Here is a 20,452-nt window from a genome sequence, read left to right on the forward strand (position 1 = left end):
TGCCACGGGTGCATGCTGGAGACCATGCAGCGCACCGTATTCACCGAAGACCACGAGGCCTTTCGCAAGACGATCCGCGACTTCATCGCCAAGGAGGTCGTGCCGGTCCACCACGAGTGGGAGAAGCAGGGACACCCTCCGCGTGACTTCTACCGCAAGCTCGGCGAGTTGGGTGTGCTCGGCATCGAGGTGCCCGAGGAGTACGGCGGCGGAGGCGTGCACGATTTCACGTATTCGCTTGTCGTGTCGGAGGAAACCTCGCTTGCAGGCGTGACCTTCGGCAGCGAGTCGGTGCACACCAACCTGATCCTGCCGTACCTGATGGAGTACGCGACCGACGAGCAGAAGCAGCGGTGGCTACCCGGATTCGCCTCGGGCGACATCATGTTCGCGATCGCCATGACCGAACCGGGCACCGGCTCCGACCTCGCGAACATCTCGACGACGGCCAAGCTCTCCGAGGACGGCAGCCACTACATCCTCGACGGCGCAAAGACGTTCATCACCGGTGGCGCGCTGGCCGACCGCATTCTGGTGGTCTGCCGCACCGCACCGTTCGATCCCGACAATCGTCGTGCCGGACTCTCGATTCTGGTGGTGGACACCACGTCCGAGGGCTTCGCGGTCGGACGGAAGCTGGAGAAGATCGGCCTCAAGGCATCGGATACCGCAGAACTCTCCTTCTCGTCGGTGCGCGTACCCGTCGAGGATCGGCTCGGCGAGGAGGGTAAGGGGTTCTCCTACCTCACACACAACCTGGCGCAGGAGCGCCTGAGCATCGCGATCGGAGCGTCGGCAACCGCGAACGCTGCTCTGCAGCACGCCCTCGCCTACACCCGAGAGCGCGACGTGTTCGGCAGGCCCGTCGCATCGTTCCAGAACACCAAGTTCGTACTGGCCGAGTGCTCAGCCGACGTCGCGGCGGTGCAGCAGTTCGTCGACCAGGCGCTGATCCTGCACAACCGGGGCGAACTCTCGGTGGCCGACGCCGCGCGCGCCAAGCTCTTCGCCACCGAGACCGCCGGCCGCGTCATCGACAAATGCCTGCAATTGCACGGCGGATACGGCTACATCACCGAGTACCCCATCGCGCGCCTGTACGCCGACACCCGCGTCTCCCGCATCTACGGCGGCACCAACGAGGTGATGAAGACGATCATCGCCAAGGACCTGGGGCTCTAGAGGGGCCTCGACATCAGCGACCCTTGAGTTGGTCCAGCCAGGTGCGGGCGGAGGCGTCCGACGGCGAGCGCCAGTCGCCACGCGGCGAGAGTGACCCGCCCGAACCGATTTTCGGCCCGTTGGGCATCGCGGTGCGCTTGAACTGGTTGCTCATGAATCGCTTCAGGAACGTCGAGAGCCAGTGCTCGATCGTCGCGGCGTCGTACTGGTTTCGACGCTCCGGCGCGATCAACTCCGACCACGCGCCGCGTTCCCGGTCACCCCACGCCTGGCCGGCCAGGTAGGCGATCTTGTCGGGGCGATACCCGAAGCGCGTCAGGTAGTACAGGAAGAAATCGTGGAGTTCGTAGGGGCCGACGGTGTCCTCGGTGCTCTGGATCGCGCCGTCGTCGCCCGGCGGGACGAGTTCGGGCGAGATCACATCGTCGAGGATCTCTGCGAGCGTGTCGGTGGTCTCCTGCGAGTACTGTCCGGTCGAGATCATCCAGCGAATCAGGTACTGGATCAACGTCTTCGGGACCGAGGTGTTGACGTTGTAGTGCGACATCTGATCGCCGACACCGTAGGTACACCAACCCAGAGCGAGCTCGGACAGATCACCTGTCCCGAGCACGATTCCGCCGTGGAAGTTCGCCAACCGGAACAGGTGCGAGGTCCGCTCGCCTGCCTGCACGTTCTCGAAGGTGACGTCGAAGACCTTCTCGCCCTTGGCATATGGATGCCCGATGTCGGCGAGCATCTGCTCACACGACGGCCGGATGTCGAGTTCGGTGCCGGTGACGCCGAGAGAATCCATCAGCACATGTGCGCGCCGCAGCGTCGCGCCGCCGGTGGCGAATCCCGGCATCGTGTACGCGAGGATGTTGGTGCGCGGCAGGCCGAGTCGGTCGAAGGTGTCGACGGCGACGAGCAGTGCGAGCGTCGAATCGAGACCACCGGACACCCCGATGACGATCTTGTCGATGCCGGTGGCGCGCAGACGTGCAGCCAGGCCCTGAACCTGGATGTCGCGCACCTCGCGGCACCGTTCGTCACGATCACCGGCGTCGGCGGGAACGAATGGGAATCGTGCGACCGAGCGTCGCAGATCGTCGTCGGCGAGGTCGAGGTCACCGAACTCGAAGTCGATGTGGCGCAACGACGTCAGACGATCCTCGAGATCACCGACCTGATCGTGGAAGCTGCCCATCCGGATGCGTTCCTGGCGCAGTCGGTCCAGGTCGACGTCGGCGACGACGAGTTGCTCGGCCGTCGCGAACCCCGTACTGCGAGTGAGTAGTCCACCGTTCTCGGCGATCAGGGCGTCACCGTCCCACGCGAGATCGGTTGTGGATTCGCCATATCCGGCGGCAACGTAGACGTAGGCCGCGATGCACCGGGCGGAAAGACTGGTGCACAACGACTTCCGATACGACTCCTTGCCGATCGTGACCGGCGAACCCGACAGGTTCGCGAGAACCGTCGCACCTCCCAGGGCGGCCCAGGTGCTCGGCGGGATCGGCACCCACGCGTCCTCGCAGACCTCGAGATGCAGCGCGAAACCCGGCAGGTCGACGGCGTCGAAGATCAGGTCGGTGCCGAACGGAACCGTCTGTCCGAGCAGCGTCACCGTGTCGGCGAGTGCGTCGCGGGCCGCGCTGAAATAGCGCTTGTCGTAGAACTCGCGGTAATTCGGCAGGAACGCCTTCGGTACGACGCCGAGAATCCGACCATCACGCAGCAGGACGGCGCAGTTGTACAGCCCGGCGTCGACGACGAGCGGCAGGCCGACCGCCACCAACGGGCGCAAACCCTCACTCGCGGCGACGACGGTGGCGAGGGCGTCGAGCGCGGCGTCGATAACCGCGTCCTGTTGGACAAGATCGTCGATGCTGTATCCGGTGAGTCCCATCTCGGGGAACACGACGAGCGCAGCACCCTCGGTGGCCGCCTGCCGCATCAATTCGACGGTGGCCTGCGCGTTGGCCACCGGGTCGGCGATACGGACGACCGGGACCGCGCCCGCTACTCGGGCAAATCCGTGGCGATAGATGGACACAGGGCAAAGCTTAGTGACCGGATGACCCCATCACCGCAAGACCTCAGTCGCCACACACCTCGAGAAGCGTCTTGAGCTGCTCGTCGAAGGCGTGGGCGAGGAAGTCGACGTCGGGGATCTGATCGGTACACCCGAGGATGCCGACGTTGAGCTCGCCGTCGGCCGAGAACACCGTGATGTTGAGGCCGAGCCCGTGGAAGATCGGCCCGAGCGGGTAGACCGCGGTGACACGCGCGCCGCAGAAGTAGACGGGAATGTCGGCGCCCGCGACGTTCGACACCGTCACGTTGAAGATCGGCGGATGCTTGAGTGCCAGTTTCCGGTCGCCGTAGAACTTCATCAACGTCGACATCGTTGTTCCTGGCGCGAACTGTGCCCACGCACGCAGGATGTTCGCGTCGATGTCGGCGTGGTGTGCCTTTGCTTTCCGCGAGAGTTCTGCAGCGCGCTCGATCCGTTCGACGGGATCTGCGACGTCGGAGGCCAACTGCGTGAACATCCCCGACACCTTGTTGGTGCCCTGCACCATCAAGCCGCTGTCGTCGGCGCCGTGGACAGATACCGGCACCATCGCGACGAGTGGTCTGTCCGGCAGCTCGTTGTGCGCCAGCAGATACTCGCGCAGCGCCCCGCCGGTGATCGCCAGCACGACGTCGTTCACCTTGACGCCGAACCGATTCTTGACGCGCTTGATGTCGGCGAGTGAGAGCTGGGTCAGTGCGATCGAGCGGTGCGGGGTGATCGGCCCGTTGAATCGGGTGCGCGGCGCCCCGAACGGCGCGGGCATCGCCTCGTGCGAGCGCGCCCGACGCAACCACGCGACCGGAACCGAGACCGTCTCCGGGAGCAATCGAGCCATCGCGATCGGACGTCGGATCAGGTAGTGCACCGCTCCCGTCGCGGCGAGCAGCGCATGCGACGACCCGCCCGCTGTCTGATGCAGCAGATCGGCGTCGAGGTCGGGCTGCTCGGGCGACAGCGAGAAGAGCTGCGACAGCACCTCGGCGCTGCCGACGCCGTCGACCGCGGCGTGGTGCATCCGCAGCATGATCATGATCCGCCCGTTGGACAGTCCCTCGATGACCCACAGTTCCCACAGCGGCTTCGCCCGGTCGAGGGTCTGCCCGGCCAGATGCCCACAGAGTTCGGTGACCTCGCCGATCCCGCCCGGCGCCGGAACCGCGACACGGTGCACATGCCGGTCGATGTCGAAATGGTCGTCCTCCACCCAGGCGGGGTGGTCGATGTTGATCAGCGAGTTGTCGAGCTTGCGTCGGAACTTCGGGGTAGCACGGACGAGCTGTCGCATCTGATCACGGATACCGCTGAACGAATACCCACCGGGAATCGTCGACGGATCGATTTCGATCAGGCCGATGATCTGCATCAACTGTGACCGCGTCTCCATGTACAGGAACGAGGCATCCAAACCGCTCAGCCGCTCCATCGCAAATCCTCCGCATCCTGCTCGCCCGCGCCGTCGCGCGCACGCCCGTCTTCGTCGTCGGGCCGATGATGAAATCGAACCACGTCGATGCGTCGTCGCGCTCCTTTTCCATAACGCTTCGCGCACCCGCCGTAGTTCCCTACGATCAGCCCGATGCGCACCGAAAACGCCGCGTCTGCCGCGGATGCCCGATTCTCGCCGACCCCATTCGATCTCGACGAGTTGTCGGAGGCGTTCGACGTCTTCGAGGCCACCGTCGCGGGCATCGCCGCGGAGGCCCGAGCACAGCCGTCCGAGGCGCCCGCGGCATGGGCCCGATTCGCCGACCTCTTCACTCCCGACGCCGACTACATCGAGCACGCACTCGGCACCATGCACGGCAGGGACGAGATCCGCCCGTGGATCGTGAAGACGATGACGCGCTTCCCCGGCAACCACATGGTCGCCTTCCCCAACCTGTGGAAGGTGTTCGACGCCCCCACCGGTCGGGTGATCTTCGAGGTCGACAATCCGATGTGCGATCCCGGCGACGGAAGCGTGATCACCGCCACCAACATTTCGATCATCACGTACGCGGGTGACGGCCTGTGGCGGTGCGAGGAGGACATCTACAACCCCATGGAGTTCGGCAGCGCCGCGATGCTGTGGTGTGACAAGGCGCGCGAACTCGGTACTCTTGACGACGACGCCGCCACGTGGGCGTCGACGTTCGGCCGAGCGTTTCGGGGGTAACGCTTGCGAGCCAAGTTTCGACACCGTAAGTGCGTACTTGGGTAACGCCTGCTCGGTGCCGTAGCCTTACTGACTGACTTGGATACATGTCGGTCACCGAGCCAGGCATGACAACCAGAGACGACAGTCGGAGACTACGACAGTCCGACCTGTTTCGATGTGGACCGTTCGGAGGAACGAACAATGGCACGTGAGCTCACTCAGCTTGATCTGCTCCGCGAGCTGGCACCGGTTGCCGAGGACAACGTCAACCGGCACCTGAAGATCGCGAAGAACTGGAACCCGCACGACTACGTCCCGTGGGACGAGGGTCGTAACTTCGCCGCGCTCGGCGGCGTCGACTACGACCCTGAGCAGTCGCAGCTCGATGAGGTTGCGAAGGCCGCGATGATCACGAACCTGCTGACCGAGGACAACCTGCCCTCCTATCACCGGGTGATCGCCGACAACTTCTCGATGGATTCGGCATGGGGCTTCTGGGTCGGTCGTTGGACCGCCGAGGAAAACCGGCACTCGATCGTCATGCGCGATTACCTCACGGTGACGCGCGGCGTCGACCCTGCCCAGCTCGAGGCCGACCGCATGGTCCACATGACCAACGGTTACTCGCCCGAGTCCGCTGCAGGCGACCGCGTCGAGGAGATGATGGAGAAGGGCGGCGAAATGGGCCTGCTGCACTCCGTCGCCTACGTGACGTTCCAGGAGCTCGCGACGCGCGTCAGCCACCGCAACACCGGCAAGGCGTGCAACGATCCGATCGCCGACAAGATGCTTCAGCGCATCGCGGCCGACGAGAACCTGCACATGATCTTCTACCGCAACATCTGCGGCGCCGGTATGGACATCGCTCCCGACCAGACGCTGCGTGCCGTGACCGACATCGTCACCAACTTCCAGATGCCCGGCGCCGGAATGCCCAACTTCCGCCGCCACGGCGTGTTGATGGCCAAGCACGGCATCTACGACCTGCGTCAGCACCTCGAAGAGGTCATCCAGCCCGTCCTGCGCAAGTGGAACGTCTTCGATCGCGACGACTTCTCCGCCGAGGGCGACCAGACCCGCGAGGAGCTCGCAGCCTTCCTCGAGCAGCTCGAGAAGGACACCATCAAGTTCGAGGAGATGCGCGACCGCGCACTCGCCCGCGAAGCCAAGAAGCGCGAGCGTCAGGCGTCCTGACGCAACCATTGGCTTGACGACGACGATCCGAACCCCAGCAGCGCCGGCGCCCTCCACGATCCACGAGGGCGCCGGTGCGCTGTCGGCTGCGCACGCCACCCCGCTCCAAGCAACCCCGCTGCGCGACACCCGCTTGCGAATCGGCACGATCGAGCTCGCCAGTCCCGTGGTGCTCGCACCCATGGCGGGCGTCACCAACGTGGCGTTCCGCACGCTGTGTCGCGAACTCGAATTGGCCCGCACCGGCACGGTGTCGGGTCTGTACGTCTGTGAGATGGTCACCGCCCGCGCGCTCGTCGAGCGGCATCCGGTCACGATGCACATGACCACGTTCGGCCCGGACGAGAATCCGCGGTCGATGCAGCTCTACACGGTGGATCCGCGCTACACCTACGAGGCAGCCAAGATGATCGTCGACGAGAATCTCGCCGACCACATCGACATGAACTTCGGCTGCCCTGTCCCGAAGGTGACCCGCAAGGGCGGCGGCTCGGCGATCCCGTACAAGCGCACCCTGTTCCAACGAATCGTCGCAGCCGCGGTCAAGGCGACCGAGGGCACCGACATCCCCGTCACCGTCAAGTTCCGCATCGGAATCGACGACGAGCATCACACGCACCTCGACGCCGGACGCATCGCCGCGGGCGAGGGCGCGAAAGCTGTTGCGCTCCATGCCCGTACGGCTTCACAGCGGTACTCCGGCGAGGCCGACTGGGCCGAGATCGCCCGGCTCAAGGAGCACGTGACCGACGTACCTGTGCTCGGTAACGGCGACATCTTCGAACCCAAAGACGCGGTCGCGATGATGGCGCAGACCGGATGCGACGGCGTCGTGGTCGGACGCGGCTGCCTCGGTAGGCCGTGGCTGTTCGCCGAACTCGCCGCCGAACTCAACGGGCTGCCCGCACCCGCCGCACCGAACCTCGGCGAGGTCGCACAGATCATCGTCAGGCACGGCGAGTTGCTCGCCGATCACCACGGCGAGGACAAGGGCATGCGCGAGATGCGCAAACACGTTGCCTGGTATCTGCGCGGATTCCCGGCCGGTTCGGAGATTCGTTCGCGCATGTCGCTGGTGTCGACGCTCGACGAACTCCGCGACCTCGTCGGGTCACTTCCCGCCGACACACCGTTCCCCGAGGACGGGCACGGTCCGCGTGGGCGGCAGGGGTCGCCCGCCAAGGTCGCGCTCCCCGACGGCTGGCTCGACGATCCCTACGAGGATGTCGTCCCCGCAGGCGCGGAAGTGATGCACTCCGGCGGCTGAGGCGCTTCTCAGGACCTATCAGTACTATGTCCGAAGGTCCCGCAGGCGGGATCTGAGTTCTTCCTGCTTGCCGCAGCGTTCAGCCCCGACGGGGCGGCAGCGTCACCACGGGGTACGAGGATATGTGACGTGAGTCGTTGGACACCCAAGCCGCACGGCGACGAGCCGGGCGACCGGGACGATTCGACGTCCTCATCGACTCCACGCGCTTCACGCACCTCACGACCAGCGAACCCCAATGACGGCAGGCTTCGTGAGCCGCGCTCCGCCGATCGGTACGTCCGCGGCCGTAGTCGCATGACCGTCCGCGAGCTGATGGAGCAGATGAACGCCGATCCCGGCGCACGCTCCGATTCCCCGTCCGGCACCGCGGCTCCCGCCGACAAAGCGACCGATTCTGACAAGCCGCCTGCATCTAGCAAGCCGACTGCATCCAACAAGCCATCTGCGTCCGACAAGCCGTCTGCTTCTGACGAATCGACCGGCGCCGGCACGCAGCCACGAGGTGATTCATCGCCGACCGAGGCCATCCCACGAGTCGGCGGCTACCGTTCCGGACTGCGTCGAGCTCGGCGTGGGACAGACCGCGCCGCCACGGACAAGCCGTCGAATCGCCCCTCCGACACGCCAGGGGCCAACGAGGTCACGCGCAAGATCCCGATCGTCGGTGCCACCCCAGAACCGGTCGTCGACCTCAGTGACAGGGCGACGACGGAGCGGGTCGTCGAGGAATCACGGGCACAGGGGTCACACCTCGAGCCCGCCGCATCCGGAAATTCCGCCACGTCCGGAGATGCCGCCGCACCCGACACGCCCGAGCAGACCCCCGCTGCTCCTGAACCGGAGCGCGAGCCGGCGTCCCCACCGCTCGAGCCCACTCCCGACCTCACCGAGACGATCGCGCTGCGTTCACGCCCGCAACGTGTGGGGCGTCGACGTCACGACCGCACGACACGCCAGAACGTCGCGTTCACCGGCCGCATCATGGTCGCCATCGCGTGCGTCATGGCGCTCGTCGGGACCGGCTTCGTGTGGGGGTACATGAAGTCGAAGAACAGCGATTGGCGGACCATCGCCGCCGTCGACCCCGACGACACGAACATTCGCAACAAGGACGCCCAGTACGGCGACGAGAACTACCTGATCGTCGGCACCGACACACGCAGCGGCAAGAACGGCAAGGTTGGCGCGGGCACCACGGCCGACGCCGAGGGCGCACGTTCTGACACGGTGATCCTGGTCAACATCCCCGCCAACCGCAGCCGCGTGGTTGCGGTCTCGTTCCCGCGGGATCTGCAGGTCGACCGACCCGAATGTCAGGATTGGGACAACGACGCCGGAACCTATACCGGCGACCTACCCGCGGCCAGCCAGGTGAAACTGAACAGCGTCTACGCCGACGGCGGACCGAAGTGCCTGGTCAAGGTCATCACCGAGATGAGTGGTCTGAACATCAACCACTTCATCGGGATGGACTTCTCCGGCTTCGAGAAGATCGTGCGCGCTGTCGGCGGCGTCGAGGTGTGCTCCACCACTCCGGTGTACGACTACGAACTCGGCCAGATCCTCTCCAAGCCGGGCAAGCAGACGATCACCGGTCGCAAGGCGCTCAACTACGTTCGCGCCCGCACGGTGTCGACGGAGGGCAACGGCGACTACGGACGCATCAAGCGCCAACAGTTGTTCATGTCGTCACTGCTGCGGTCGACGCTCTCAGGCAACGTCCTGTCCAATCCGGCCAAGCTCAACAGCATCGTCAACACCTTCATCAAGAACAGCTACGTCGACGGCGTCGACACGCAGTCACTGCTCAAACTCGCCGACTCGATGCAGGGTATCGAGGCGGGTCGCGTGACGTTCCTGACCATCCCGACGTCGGGTACGGCGACCGACGGCTCGAATAACGAGATCCCGCGCACCGACGACATCAACGCCATCTTCAACGCGATCATCGACGACGACCCGCTACCCGGCGAGCAGGCCGCGAAGAAGAAGCAGAGCAGTTCGTCGAAGAAGCAGACCACGGCTGCGGGCGCCACCACGAGTACGTCGCAGACGCCGTCGACGGTCTCGGCCACCGCGCAGAACCCGAGCAACGTCGGGGTGCGTGTGCTCAACGGCACGGGCAAGGCCGGGCAAGCCGCCGACGCGTCCGACCAGCTGACCGCCCAGGGCTTCGACGTCCGCGGCGTCGCGGATGCGTCGGAGAACCGCACAGACACTGTCGTGCGCTACGGGCCGGGTGAACAGGACTCTGCTGCAACACTCGCCGCGATGTTCCCCGGCGCCAAGATCCAGAGCGACAAGACAGTGAAGTCGGGCGTCGAGGTCATTCTCGGCAGCGACTTCGCCGGCAGCGTCACCAGTGCTCCCGCCGCAGGCGAGACGCTATCGGCGCAGGCACTGCCTCCAGCGGCGAACTCCAGCAATCTGCCCAACGATCTCGCGGTGACCAACGCGGGAGACACCACCTGCTCCTGACGGGCGCACGTACCGCGAGCAGAGCTACTCACCGCGCGTTCACGGTGTGTTCACCACGCGGAAGATCGTGATCTGCGGCACGCACAGTACCCTTGAGGGTATGCGTACCGCGTATCAAGAACAGCTGCATTCACTGAATGCGGTGCTCGGAGAAATGTGCGATCTGGCCGGTTCAGCAATGGACCGTGCCACCCAGGCCCTCTTGCAGGCCGATCTCGCCATTGCCGAGGAAGTGCTGTCGGAGAACGACAAGCTGTCCGAACTGTCCGCGCGCGCCGAGGAGCAGGCGTTCGCGCTTCTCGCGCTCCAGGCTCCCGTCGCAGGCGACCTGCGCGGAGTCGTCAGCGGGTTCCAGATCGTCGCAGACGTCGACCGTATGGGCGCGCTGGCGCTGCACGTCGCCAAGGTCGCCCGACGACGCCATCCCGCGAAGGCCCTGCCCGAAGAGGTCAACGGCTACTTCGCCGAGATGGGCAGGCTGGCAGTCCAGCTCGCCACCAACGCGCGCGAGGTCCTCGACACGCAAGATCCCGAGGCTGCGGTTCGTCTGCAAGAAGACGATGACGCCATGGACGATCTGCATCGCCACCTGTTCACGGTGCTGATGGACCGGGACTGGCAGCACGGAGTTGCCGCAGCCGTCGACGTCACCCTGCTGGGCCGCTACTACGAGCGCTTCGCCGACCACGCCGTACTCATCGGCCGTCGGGTCGTCTTCCAGGCCACCGGCCAGACGCCCGAGCAGTTCCAGGACGCTTCTTAAAGCACAGACGCTTCCCGACACACCCCCACCACCGACGTCGGTGGATCACACCCCGGTTCGGATGTGATTCACCGACGTTTCTCGTCGTGGAGGGCGTCCTGACTTCACGCACACCAGGCGCGCAGTCTAGGGTGAGCGCCATGGGCGTGCACTATCCGGCAGAACCTGATTTCAATGCCGAATCCGACGACGAAGCCGAAGCACATCTCCGGCGACGCCAGCTGTTCGTCTATGTCGGCGTGACGCTGTCGCTCGTCGCTCTGCTGGTCATTCTGTTGCTCAACATGTAAGCCCCCCATCAACGCAAAAGACCCGCGACGATTCCTCGTCGCGGGTCTTTGTCTGCTTGTGGGCCTGTGCGTTGTGCCCTGCCGGTGATCAGCCGAAGCGGCCGGAGATGTAGTCCTCGGTCTCGCGCTTGGTGGGGTGCGTGAAGATGGTCTCGGTGTCGCCGATCTCGACCAACTGTCCCGGCTGGCCGACGCCCTCGAGGTTGAAGAACGCGGTCTGATCGCTGACACGCGCAGCCTGCTGCATGTTGTGCGTGACGATGACGATCGTGAAGTCCTTCTTGAGCTCGCCCATCAGATCCTCGATGGCCAGCGTCGAGATCGGATCGAGCGCAGAGCACGGCTCATCCATCAGCAGGACGTCCGGCGACACCGCGATGGCACGCGCGATGCACAGTCGCTGCTGCTGACCACCCGAGAGACCGCCACCGGGCTTGTCGAGACGGTCCTTGACCTCTTCCCACAGGTTGGCGCCGCGAAGGCTGCGCTCGGCCACCTCGTTGAGCTGCTTCTTGTTGCGAATGCCCTGCAGGCGAAGACCTGCGACGACGTTGTCTCGGATCGACATGGTCGGGAAGGGATTCGGCCGCTGGAACACCATGCCGATCGTCGTACGGACACTCGTCGGGTTGACCTCTTTGGAGTAGATGTCCTCACCGTCGAGCAGCACACTGCCGACCGCATAGGCTCCGGGGATCTCCTCGTGCATGCGATTGAGCGTGCGCAGCACCGTCGACTTGCCGCAGCCCGACGGACCGATGAACGCGGTGATGCTGCGCGGCGGCACTGCAAGAGTCACGTCCTTCACGGCGTGGAACTTGCTGTAGTAGATATTCAGGTCTTTGATGTCGAGGCGCTTGGCCATGGCATTACTCTCTCGTGCTGTTGATGTACGACGCTGTTGCTGGGCGTGCGGTCTTACCTGGACTTGGGTGCCAGGAACTTCGCGAGCAGCGCTGCGACGATGTTGAGGATGGCGATGATGATGATCAGCGTCAGCGCTGCACCCCAGTAGTAGAACGACGACGCCGGCTGACTCGCCGCCCACATGTCCTTGATGAACAGAGGCAGCGAGTTCATACCGCCCTCGAAGGGGTTGGTCTTGACCAGCGAACTCGCCGGACCCGCGAGGATCAGGACTGGGGCGGTCTCACCCATGATGCGTGCGATGGCGAGGAAGATGCCGCTGAGCATGCCCGACAGCGCGGTCGGGATCACGACACGCATGATCGTCTTCCACTTGGGGATGCCCAATGCGTACGACGCTTCGCGCAGTTCGTCGGGTACGAGCTTGAGCATCTCCTCCGACGATCGGACGACGATCGGGATCATCAGCAGGATGAGCGCGAGACTGACCATGAAGGCGCTCTGCCCCATCGAGAGTCCGATCACGAACACCGTGAAGATGAACAGCGTCGCGACGATCGACGGCACGCCCGCGAGAATGTCGACCATGAAGCTGACCGGTTTGACCAGCTTCGACGTCGGGTACTCGACCAGGAGAACGGCCGTGAGCACCGCGATCGGGACCGAGATGATCGTGGCGACGAGCGCCTGGATGATCGAACCGACGATCGCCGGCGCGATTCCCGCGCCGTAGTCGGTTGTGGTGTCGACTGCGTAGCCGTCGCCGAACCACCAGTTCGGGTCGGTGATGGCGCTCGCTCCATTCGAGAGCACCGTCCACAGCAACCACACCAGTGGAATGACGCCGAGCGCGAAGCAGATGAAGAAAGCGGCGCGCGCACCGTTGTTGCGGATTCGACGACTCAGCGAGATCTCGCGGAATGCCGACGGATGTTGTTTGACCGGGCCGCCGCCTGCGCCCTTATCAAGTGCGATGCTCATCCGTTGACCTTTCCGCCTGCGACCGTGCGAGCGACCGCGTTCACCACGAATGTCAGGAGGAACAGCACCAGACCGGCCGCGATGTAGGCGCTCTGGGTGTCCTGGCTACCGACGAACTCGCCGACGTCGCGAGCGATCTTCGACGCGAACGTGTCGCCGCCTTCGAACAGCGACCACTTGAGGCGGCCGACGGCGGCACTCAGGATGATCATGACGGCGATGGTCTCGCCGAGCGCACGTCCGAGCGCCAGCATCGCCGCGGCGATCATGCCGGAGCGTCCGTACGGGAACGAGGTCATCCGGATGACCTCCCACTTCGTCGCACCGAGGGCCAGTGCCGCTTCTTTCTGGCCGGGAGGGGTCTGGCGCAGCACCTCTCGGGTGATCGAGGTGATGATCGGCAGCATCATGATCGCGAGCACGATGCCCGCGGTGAAGATCGTGCCGCCGCCGCTGACTGACGTGCTACCGGCGGAGAAGAGGAAGAACCAGCCGAGCACGCTGTTGAGCCATTCCGCGAACGGCGCGATCACCGGAGCGAGGACGTAGATGCCCCAGAGACCGAAGATGATCGACGGCACCGCTGCGAGCAGATCGATGACCGCGGCGAGCGGGCGGGCGACCTGTCGCGGGGCGTACTCCACGAGGAACACCGCGATGCCGATCGCGATCGGGGTGGCGATCACCAGGGCGAACAGCGAGGTCAGAACCGTCGCTCGGAACAACTCCCAGATGCCGAAACGCACCGTGTCGTTGTCGAAGTTCGCCGAACTGACGTCCCACTGGGACGAGAAGATGAAGTTGGCGTGGTTCGCCAGCATCGCCGGTATGGCATTGACGATCAGTGCAATGCCGATACCGGCGACGAGGACGACCACGAAGAAACCCGTGCCCCGCGCGAGGTAGGAGAAAAGCTGGTCGCCGAGTGCGCCGCGGTGGCTGCGCAGGCCCGGGTGGAGCTGCTCTTCGAGCTGCTCCTCGGAATCCGGAGGCAACTGGTCGGACGATTCGGGAGGCTGCGTGCCGGGTTCGGGCGGGGTCTCCGCCTTCCCCCGGCCCACACCGGTGGTGTCATCCACAGACATAACTCATATCGCTTCGGGTCGGTGTTTTCGTGTGGTTACTGAAGGGCGTTGATCGACGAAGTCAGCTTCTGCTGGAATTCGCTCGGCAGCGGGATGTAGCCCGCGTTGATCAGATCCTGGCCCTGGTTCTGCGGTGCAGACGCCACCGAGAGGAACGTCTTGACACCCTGGCCAACCGAAGTATCGGCGTACTTCGAGCAGACGATCGAGTATGTTGCCAGAATGATCGGGTACGCGCCCGCCTCGGTCGGCTTGTAGAACGATTCGGTGTCGATGACCATGTTGTGGTTGTCCGGACCGTTCTTGAGAGTCGCCGCCGCGATGGTCTTGCCGCCGGTCTCAGAGTTCAGCTCCACACCGCTCTTGTCCTGATCGGTGATGATCTTCGCCATCGACAGCTTGTTGGACTGCGCGTACGCCCACTCGACGTAGGCGATCGATCCGGGGGTCGGCTTCACTGCGGAACCAACGCCGGGGTTGCCCTGCTTGCCTTCGCCGACACCACCGTTGAAGGTCTTGCCCGCACCCTTGGTCCATCCGCCCGCGGCGGTCAGGTACTTCTGGAAGTTGTCCGTCGTGCCCGACTGGTCAGCGCGGTAGATCACGCTGATCGCAGTGCTGGGAAGGGTCTTGCCCGGGTTGTCGGCGGCAATCGCCGGATCGTTCCAGGTCTTTGCCTCGCCGCTGAAGATCTTGGAGAGCGTCGGACCCGACAGCGCGAGATCGTTGACACCATCGACGTTGTAGGTCACGGCGATCGGACCGAACACGAGCGGCAGCTGCCATGCTTCCGAGCCACAGCGCTGTGCGGCCTTCTGGATCTCGTCGCCCTTCAGCGGCGAGTCGGAGCCACCGAAGTCGGTGAGATTCTGCGTGAAGTCGGAGACACCCTGTCCCGAGCCTCCGCCACCGTAGGCGAGCTCGTGACCGGGGCAGGTCTTCGCAAACGAGGTGGAGAAGATCTTCATGGCGTTGGCCTGGGCTGTCGAACCACTCGCCTTGAGTGACTGCTTGCCCTCGCACTTGATGTCAGTCACCGCTGAGGCGGGCGCTGCGCTCGTGCCGCCCTTGTCAGCATTGCTGCTACACGCACCGAGAACGAGGGCGGAGCTGGCGGCCATCACGGCGACAGCGGCTCCTGTACGACTCAATTTCACTTTCTGGTTCCCTCCAGCATCAGAACATGGCAGTCCCGCCAAGCGGCTTTGCCCGGTCGCAATGACAGTAGGGTGCCGTGGTGGACGTACCGGGCACCGAAGGTGAACGGAAGATGAATTGGACATCTCCGGCGCGGCCTGCGCGTATTAGGTAAGCCTTTGTTAAAGTCTCCAGGAAGATGAGTAGTTCAGCCACTTCCCCCGACGCGTCGCGCACTTTCACAGGCGCGGCCATCGACGCGCATCACAGTGGCCATCGCAGCGCCGTCGTCGTCGGTCCGCTCGATCTCCCGGACGCGAACTGCGCGTCACACCGACTCATCCGCTTCGCGAAGCGTGGCCCCCACACACGCATCGGGCTCGTACCATCACACGATCGTCGCGCCTGGTCATACGAGCCCGACAGGTTGGCCGACGCCGTCCACACCGCGCCACCGACCGACGATCCCCTGGCGTTGCTCGACGTATTGGCGGCGCTTCCACCTCGGCATCTGCGCGTCGTACTCAGTGGCCGCTACCTGGCAATCGACTACGACCACGGCCTCGGCGACACCACGCTCCTCAACACCATCGTCGACGTTCTACTCAGCGAGGAGATCCCCGAAACCATCACGACATCTCCGAGCGGGTGGACGCCGACGCGTGCTCTCGCGCTCGCAGGTGCGGCCGTGTTGTCGAATCCGCGGCGGCTCATCGCACTGGCCCGGATGCATCGGTCCCGCGACTATCTGGCATCGCAACCCTCGGCGTTGGTGCCGGTCGATCCGCCGCGGTCGGCGACGAGCGTATTCGTGCGGACGCCGCGCGACGTCGTCGAATCGATGCGCGCCGCGCGGACGTCGCGCGCGCCAGGCGTCGGGATGTTCACATTGCACACCGTCGCGCTCGTGCGCGCTCTGACCGCCGCCGGGTTGCGGGTCAATCCGATGGTCACACTTCCGTTCGACGCGCGGGCCTACCTACCCCGGTCAGTGGGCACCATGGCGAACTTCGCGGCAGGCCTCGACTTCGCCGTGCTTCCCGACACCGCGCCGGTCGCGCTACAGGTAGAGCTGTCAGAGGCGGCGTCCATAGGTCGCCCCGTGGCGAATCTCCTTGTGACAGCAGCAAAGTCGAGAGCAGCCGAGTCAAGAGCCGCGGGGAGGTCGAGGTCCACAGAAGGCCGAAGTGTGGAGGCGACCGGCCAACAGTCGTGGGCGCCCGCCGGCGAGGCGGCGATCGACCTACTGCACTCGTCGGGCGGCGTCGTACCGGGACGTGGGCGAGGGTGGGATTTCGTCGACACCGACAGGGCGCTTGTCATCGGCATCGCCGAGCCTCCGTCGCCAACCGGGATCACGGTCACAAGCACGTCGGTCGCCGGAAGCCTTTGTCTTACAGCAACCTTCCGCGACGATGTCTTTCCCGCCGACGCGGTGACAGCCGCGCTGGCGGACCTACCGGCGCAGGCGCTGGCGGCGCTCGAAGGGACGATCACCGCACCGAGGTAGTGGGTCGATCACATCAGGCTACTTTGGTTAGCCTTCCCTAATATTTATGGGTTACGCTACCGAGGTCCGCCGTCCCGCATGCCGTCCGGAGTCGAAGTTGCCGCACCCGCACCAGCAGTCCGTCACGCCCACCCTGTCGGCGATCATCTGCTGCTATACCTCCGATCGCGCAACGCTTCTCACGCGCGCCATCACCGCGACACGCGCGCAACTCCTCGACGTCGACGAGCTCCTCGTCGTGGTCGATCACAACGACGACCTGCTCATCTCACTGACAGCGCAGTTCCCCACAGACCACTCCGCGGTCACGGTTGTCGCGTCATCGGGGCCGCGGGGACTGTCCGGAGCCCGAAACACCGGCGCTCGCGTGGCACGCGGTGACGTGTTGGTCTTCATCGACGACGACGCCGAGCCGGTACCCGGGTCGTTCGCCGCGGTTCGATCGCGATTCGCCGACGACGACATCAGTGCCCTGGGCGGTGCAATCGATGCCCGGTGGCTTGCCCCCAGGCCGACATGGTTCCCCGAGGAGTTCGGCTGGGTCGTCGGCTGCGATTATCGCGGCCTACCAGGGCACAGTGCGCAGATCCGCAATCCGATCGGGGCTGCCATGGCCGTGCGGCGCGATCGGCTCGAGGCCGTCGGAGGCTTCTCGACGGCGCTCGGTCGGCGCGCCAATCTCCCCGCCGGCTGCGAGGAAACATTGATGGGAATCGCTCTGCGCCAAAGGTTCCCGGATTCGACGATTCTGCGCGACACGCATTTCCGTGTCCTCCATGCGGTGTCACCCGACCGCGCCCGCTTCGCGTACTTCGCACGTCGCTGTTACGAAGAGGGACGCTCCAAGGCAACCCTGTCACGCCTGACCTCAACCGACACAGCGCTTTCCACCGAGCGTGGGTACGCGACCCGCACTCTGCCGCAGGGTGTGTGGCGTTCACGCCACACACCGACGCGGGTCGCGGCGCTCACCGCCGAGGCCCGTTCGGTGCGAACCGCGATCCTCGCAGGCGCACAACGTTTCACCGACCGCCCGGCCATCCGCATGGCGGGTCAGAGCCTGACGTACGGCCAACTCGTCGACCGAGCCACGTCTGCCGCGGCGTCGATCACCGCGCATGCGAGTGGAGCCTCGAATCCGATTGTCGTGCAGGTGGGATTGTCACCCGATGCGGTCGCACTCGTTCTCGGGGTGTTTCTCTCCGGACATCCGATCGTCGCCCTCGACCCGCACCTACCCGCAGAACGCGTCTCGACGATCCTGGCCGAGCTCGAGAAGCACGACCGCCGTGCCGAATTCATGATCGCCGACGCCGAGCACCTCGACGCCGCCCGCGCCGTCGCTGCCGCCCACGAGCTTCCGGTGACCGACCTCGCGGCGATCACACAGCGAGGCGCCGCCGCGGGCCCCGGAACAACCGCGGGTCTCGACAATCCCGACAGCCTCACCAGCATCCAGTTCACGTCCGGCTCGACGGGCACACCCAAGGGCGTCCTGCACCCGAATGGCATGTGGCTCTGCGATTCCGAGCTGATGCGCACCGGATTCTCGATCACGCCGGGACGTCGGGTCGCGCTGTGCCTGCCGATCAGCTTCGGTGCCGGACTCAACGTCCTGATCGGTTCGCTGATCAACGGGGCCGACATCACCGCCGTCGACCCGCGTGACCGCACCGCAGCTGCGGTACTCGACGAGCTCGCCGAGTGCGCCGCCGACGTCACCTTTCTCACCCCGGCACTGCTGCGTGCGCTCACGAGCGCACGCGAGGCGACCGGCCATCCGGCGTGGACATCGTTGCGTCGCATCATCACCACCGGCGAGGCACTGACGTCCGACGTCGCACAGGCCGCGCTGTCGCACGCTCCCGAGGCCACGGTGACGAACTGGGTGGGATCGTCGGAGACGTCGGCACTTGCTTACTTCGATCTCCGCGCGGGAGAGCACGTCTCTCCCGGCCCGCTTCCCGCAGGCGTTCTCGCGCCACACAAATCGGTCACCATCGACGACGACGGTCGCGTCGTCGTCTCGTCGCGTCACCTCGCACTCGGATATCTCGACCCGGCCGCCGACGAGGACCGCTTCTCCCGCGACGCCGACGGAGTACTCAGCTTCCGCACCGGCGACAGGGGTACGTGGGACGGCGCGACGCTCATCCTCACGGGCCGCGTCGACGACGCCGTGAAGATCAGGGGCTATCTCGTCGAGCCCGCGGAGGTGCACCGCGCGATCATGTCCGACGGCGACCTCGCCGAAGCCGCAGTGATCGCACGGAAGGAGCCCGATTCCGGCAGGACCGAGCTGCTCGCGTACGTCGCACCAGTGCCCGGTGGCCGCACCCCACCGGCGGCCGAAATCCGCACCAGACTGCGACAACGACTGCCCGAGTGGATGATTCCCGCACACGTTGTCGAGCTCGCCGCCCTCCCGAGAACTGCGCGCGGCAAGATCGACCGGGCCGCACTACCCGCGCCGACCCGACACATCGACCCGCCAGTCGGCGATCTCGAGATGTCGGTGGCAGCGATCTGGTCCGAGGCCCTCGGGCTCGACGAGATCGGACGTGACGAGAACATCTACGCACTCGGTGCCGACTCGCTGACGGTGGCACAGATCCTGGTCGGAATCACCCGGCGCCACGGCGTTGCACTCACCCAGGCCGACGCCGCGTCGGCACCGACGGTCGCGGCGATGGCACGCACGCTGGATGCACGCCTGCGACCGGATTCCGTTGCCAGCAGTAGCGATTCACTCTCCCCGACGACGGTACCCCTACGCCGCGGCGACGGGCAGACGGTCTTCTGCTTCGCGGGCGCGGGCGCGTCGGCGTTGGTGTTCGTCGCGCTGGCAGATCACCTCGCCGGCGATGAACGGATCGGATCGATCTACGGATTCCAACCCCACGGCCTGGAGAATCGCGGTTTCCCCGACTGGACGGTCGGTATGGCCGCGCGCAGACATCTGCGCGATCTGCGTCGCCTCCAACCGAGCGGACCCTATGTGCTGCTTGGCCATTCGTTGGGCGGATTGATCGCACTCGAGGTCGCCCGACGACTCCGCCACGCGGGCGAGCAGGTCGAGTTGGTGATGACGCTCGACACGTTCGTCCCGCAGCACACCGCTCGCGCCGTCGGCTCGTCGGCACAGACCCCCGCGACCACCGAGACCACCGAAGGTCCCCAGTTGTCTCGATCAGAGTTGTGGCGCAATCGAATTCAGTTGCTCCGCGCCGGGTTCCTCACCGACGAACCCGTCGAGTCGGCACGTGCGATGGAGCAGGTCGGTTGGCGTGTCGGCCGGTTCCACCGCCCCGCGCCGTATCACGGCCGGGTACTCGTCGTGCTCGGAGCCGACAACCACCACGACGAGCGGGTCTGGACCGACCATCTCACCCCGGGCGACATCACGATAACCCGGATTCGGGCCGATCACATGTCGATCGTGCGCGAGCCACACATCACCGAGGTGGTGGGGCACTTCCTCCACGCGCTGCCCTGA

At 65.3% G+C, this 20,452-nt stretch carries 15 protein-coding genes; 9 read left to right on the top strand and 6 right to left on the bottom strand.

What is annotated here, in order from left to right; genetic code table 11:
- Positions 1 to 24: 24 nt before the first annotated feature.
- Complete coding sequence (locus tag A5788_RS19540; protein WP_049698058.1) at positions 25 to 1,182, top strand: acyl-CoA dehydrogenase family protein; 1,158 nt, start codon at positions 25 to 27, stop codon at positions 1,180 to 1,182.
- 13 nt (positions 1,183 to 1,195) lie between these two features.
- On the opposite strand, the gene A5788_RS19545 is transcribed toward A5788_RS19540, so the two are convergent.
- Together A5788_RS19545 and A5788_RS19550 are read right to left on the bottom strand one after the other, a co-directional pair.
- Positions 1,196 to 3,220, bottom strand: coding sequence for an NAD(+) synthase (locus A5788_RS19545; RefSeq protein WP_049697765.1), 2,025 nt, complete (start codon positions 3,218 to 3,220; stop codon positions 1,196 to 1,198).
- Between the two features lie 43 nt (positions 3,221 to 3,263).
- The gene (locus tag A5788_RS19550; RefSeq protein ID WP_049697764.1) at positions 3,264 to 4,667 is read right to left on the bottom strand and encodes a WS/DGAT/MGAT family O-acyltransferase; all 1,404 of its coding nucleotides are present in this window, start codon (positions 4,665 to 4,667) and stop codon (positions 3,264 to 3,266) included.
- A 153-nt stretch (positions 4,668 to 4,820) separates the two neighbouring features.
- Between A5788_RS19550 and A5788_RS19555 the strand changes: the two genes are divergently transcribed.
- The 6 genes from A5788_RS19555 (at position 4,821) to A5788_RS24125 (ending at position 11,376) form a co-directional block, all read left to right on the top strand.
- The gene (locus A5788_RS19555) at positions 4,821 to 5,399 is read left to right on the top strand and encodes a nuclear transport factor 2 family protein (protein WP_049697763.1); all 579 of its coding nucleotides are present in this window, start codon (positions 4,821 to 4,823) and stop codon (positions 5,397 to 5,399) included.
- A gap of 183 nt (positions 5,400 to 5,582) precedes the next feature.
- A complete protein-coding gene (locus A5788_RS19560; RefSeq protein WP_049697762.1) occupies positions 5,583 to 6,575 on the top strand; it encodes an acyl-ACP desaturase in 993 nt (330 codons plus the stop codon).
- A gap of 133 nt (positions 6,576 to 6,708) precedes the next feature.
- A complete protein-coding gene (gene dusB, locus A5788_RS19565; RefSeq protein WP_268760657.1) occupies positions 6,709 to 7,842 on the top strand; it encodes a tRNA dihydrouridine synthase DusB in 1,134 nt (377 codons plus the stop codon).
- Between the two features lie 129 nt (positions 7,843 to 7,971).
- Positions 7,972 to 10,323: an LCP family protein gene (locus tag A5788_RS19570; RefSeq protein ID WP_064870122.1), complete on the top strand. Its 2,352-nt coding sequence runs from the start codon at positions 7,972 to 7,974 to the stop codon at positions 10,321 to 10,323.
- Between the two features lie 100 nt (positions 10,324 to 10,423).
- A complete protein-coding gene (gene phoU / locus A5788_RS19575) occupies positions 10,424 to 11,086 on the top strand; it encodes a phosphate signaling complex protein PhoU (RefSeq protein WP_049698056.1) in 663 nt (220 codons plus the stop codon).
- Between the two features lie 140 nt (positions 11,087 to 11,226).
- Entirely contained in the window at positions 11,227 to 11,376 is a 150-nt protein-coding gene (locus tag A5788_RS24125; RefSeq protein WP_168431243.1) for a hypothetical protein, read from the top strand.
- Positions 11,377 to 11,464: 88 nt separating this feature from the next.
- Here the strand turns inward: A5788_RS24125 and pstB are convergent, their stop codons facing one another.
- Genes pstB through pstS form a run of 4 tightly spaced genes read right to left on the bottom strand, consistent with a single transcriptional unit; the run spans position 11,465 to position 15,466 of the window.
- A complete protein-coding gene (gene pstB / locus A5788_RS19580; RefSeq protein ID WP_049697760.1) occupies positions 11,465 to 12,241 on the bottom strand; it encodes a phosphate ABC transporter ATP-binding protein PstB in 777 nt (258 codons plus the stop codon).
- Between the two features lie 53 nt (positions 12,242 to 12,294).
- Positions 12,295 to 13,224 carry a phosphate ABC transporter permease PstA gene (gene pstA, locus A5788_RS19585; RefSeq protein WP_005204269.1) on the bottom strand — a complete coding sequence of 310 codons (930 nt, stop codon included), beginning with the start codon at positions 13,222 to 13,224 and terminating at the stop codon, positions 12,295 to 12,297.
- Positions 13,221 to 14,309: a phosphate ABC transporter permease subunit PstC gene (pstC, locus tag A5788_RS19590; RefSeq protein ID WP_049697759.1), complete on the bottom strand. Its 1,089-nt coding sequence runs from the start codon at positions 14,307 to 14,309 to the stop codon at positions 13,221 to 13,223. The genes pstA and pstC overlap by 4 nt, the downstream gene beginning before the upstream one ends.
- Before the next feature lie 35 nt (positions 14,310 to 14,344).
- Entirely contained in the window at positions 14,345 to 15,466 is a 1,122-nt protein-coding gene (gene pstS / locus A5788_RS19595; RefSeq protein ID WP_197494557.1) for a phosphate ABC transporter substrate-binding protein PstS, read from the bottom strand.
- A 179-nt stretch (positions 15,467 to 15,645) separates the two neighbouring features.
- Between pstS and A5788_RS19600 the strand changes: the two genes are divergently transcribed.
- Together A5788_RS19600 and A5788_RS19610 are read left to right on the top strand one after the other, a co-directional pair.
- On the top strand, positions 15,646 to 16,956 hold the full coding sequence (locus A5788_RS19600; protein WP_049697757.1) for a hypothetical protein: 1,311 nt from the start codon (positions 15,646 to 15,648) through the stop codon (positions 16,954 to 16,956).
- 46 nt (positions 16,957 to 17,002) lie between these two features.
- A complete protein-coding gene (locus A5788_RS19610; RefSeq protein ID WP_082938027.1) occupies positions 17,003 to 20,452 on the top strand; it encodes an AMP-binding protein in 3,450 nt (1,149 codons plus the stop codon).

This window comes from Gordonia sp. 852002-50816_SCH5313054-c, assembly GCF_001665925.1.
GTDB classification, from domain to species: Bacteria; Actinomycetota; Actinomycetes; order Mycobacteriales; family Mycobacteriaceae; genus Gordonia; species Gordonia jacobaea.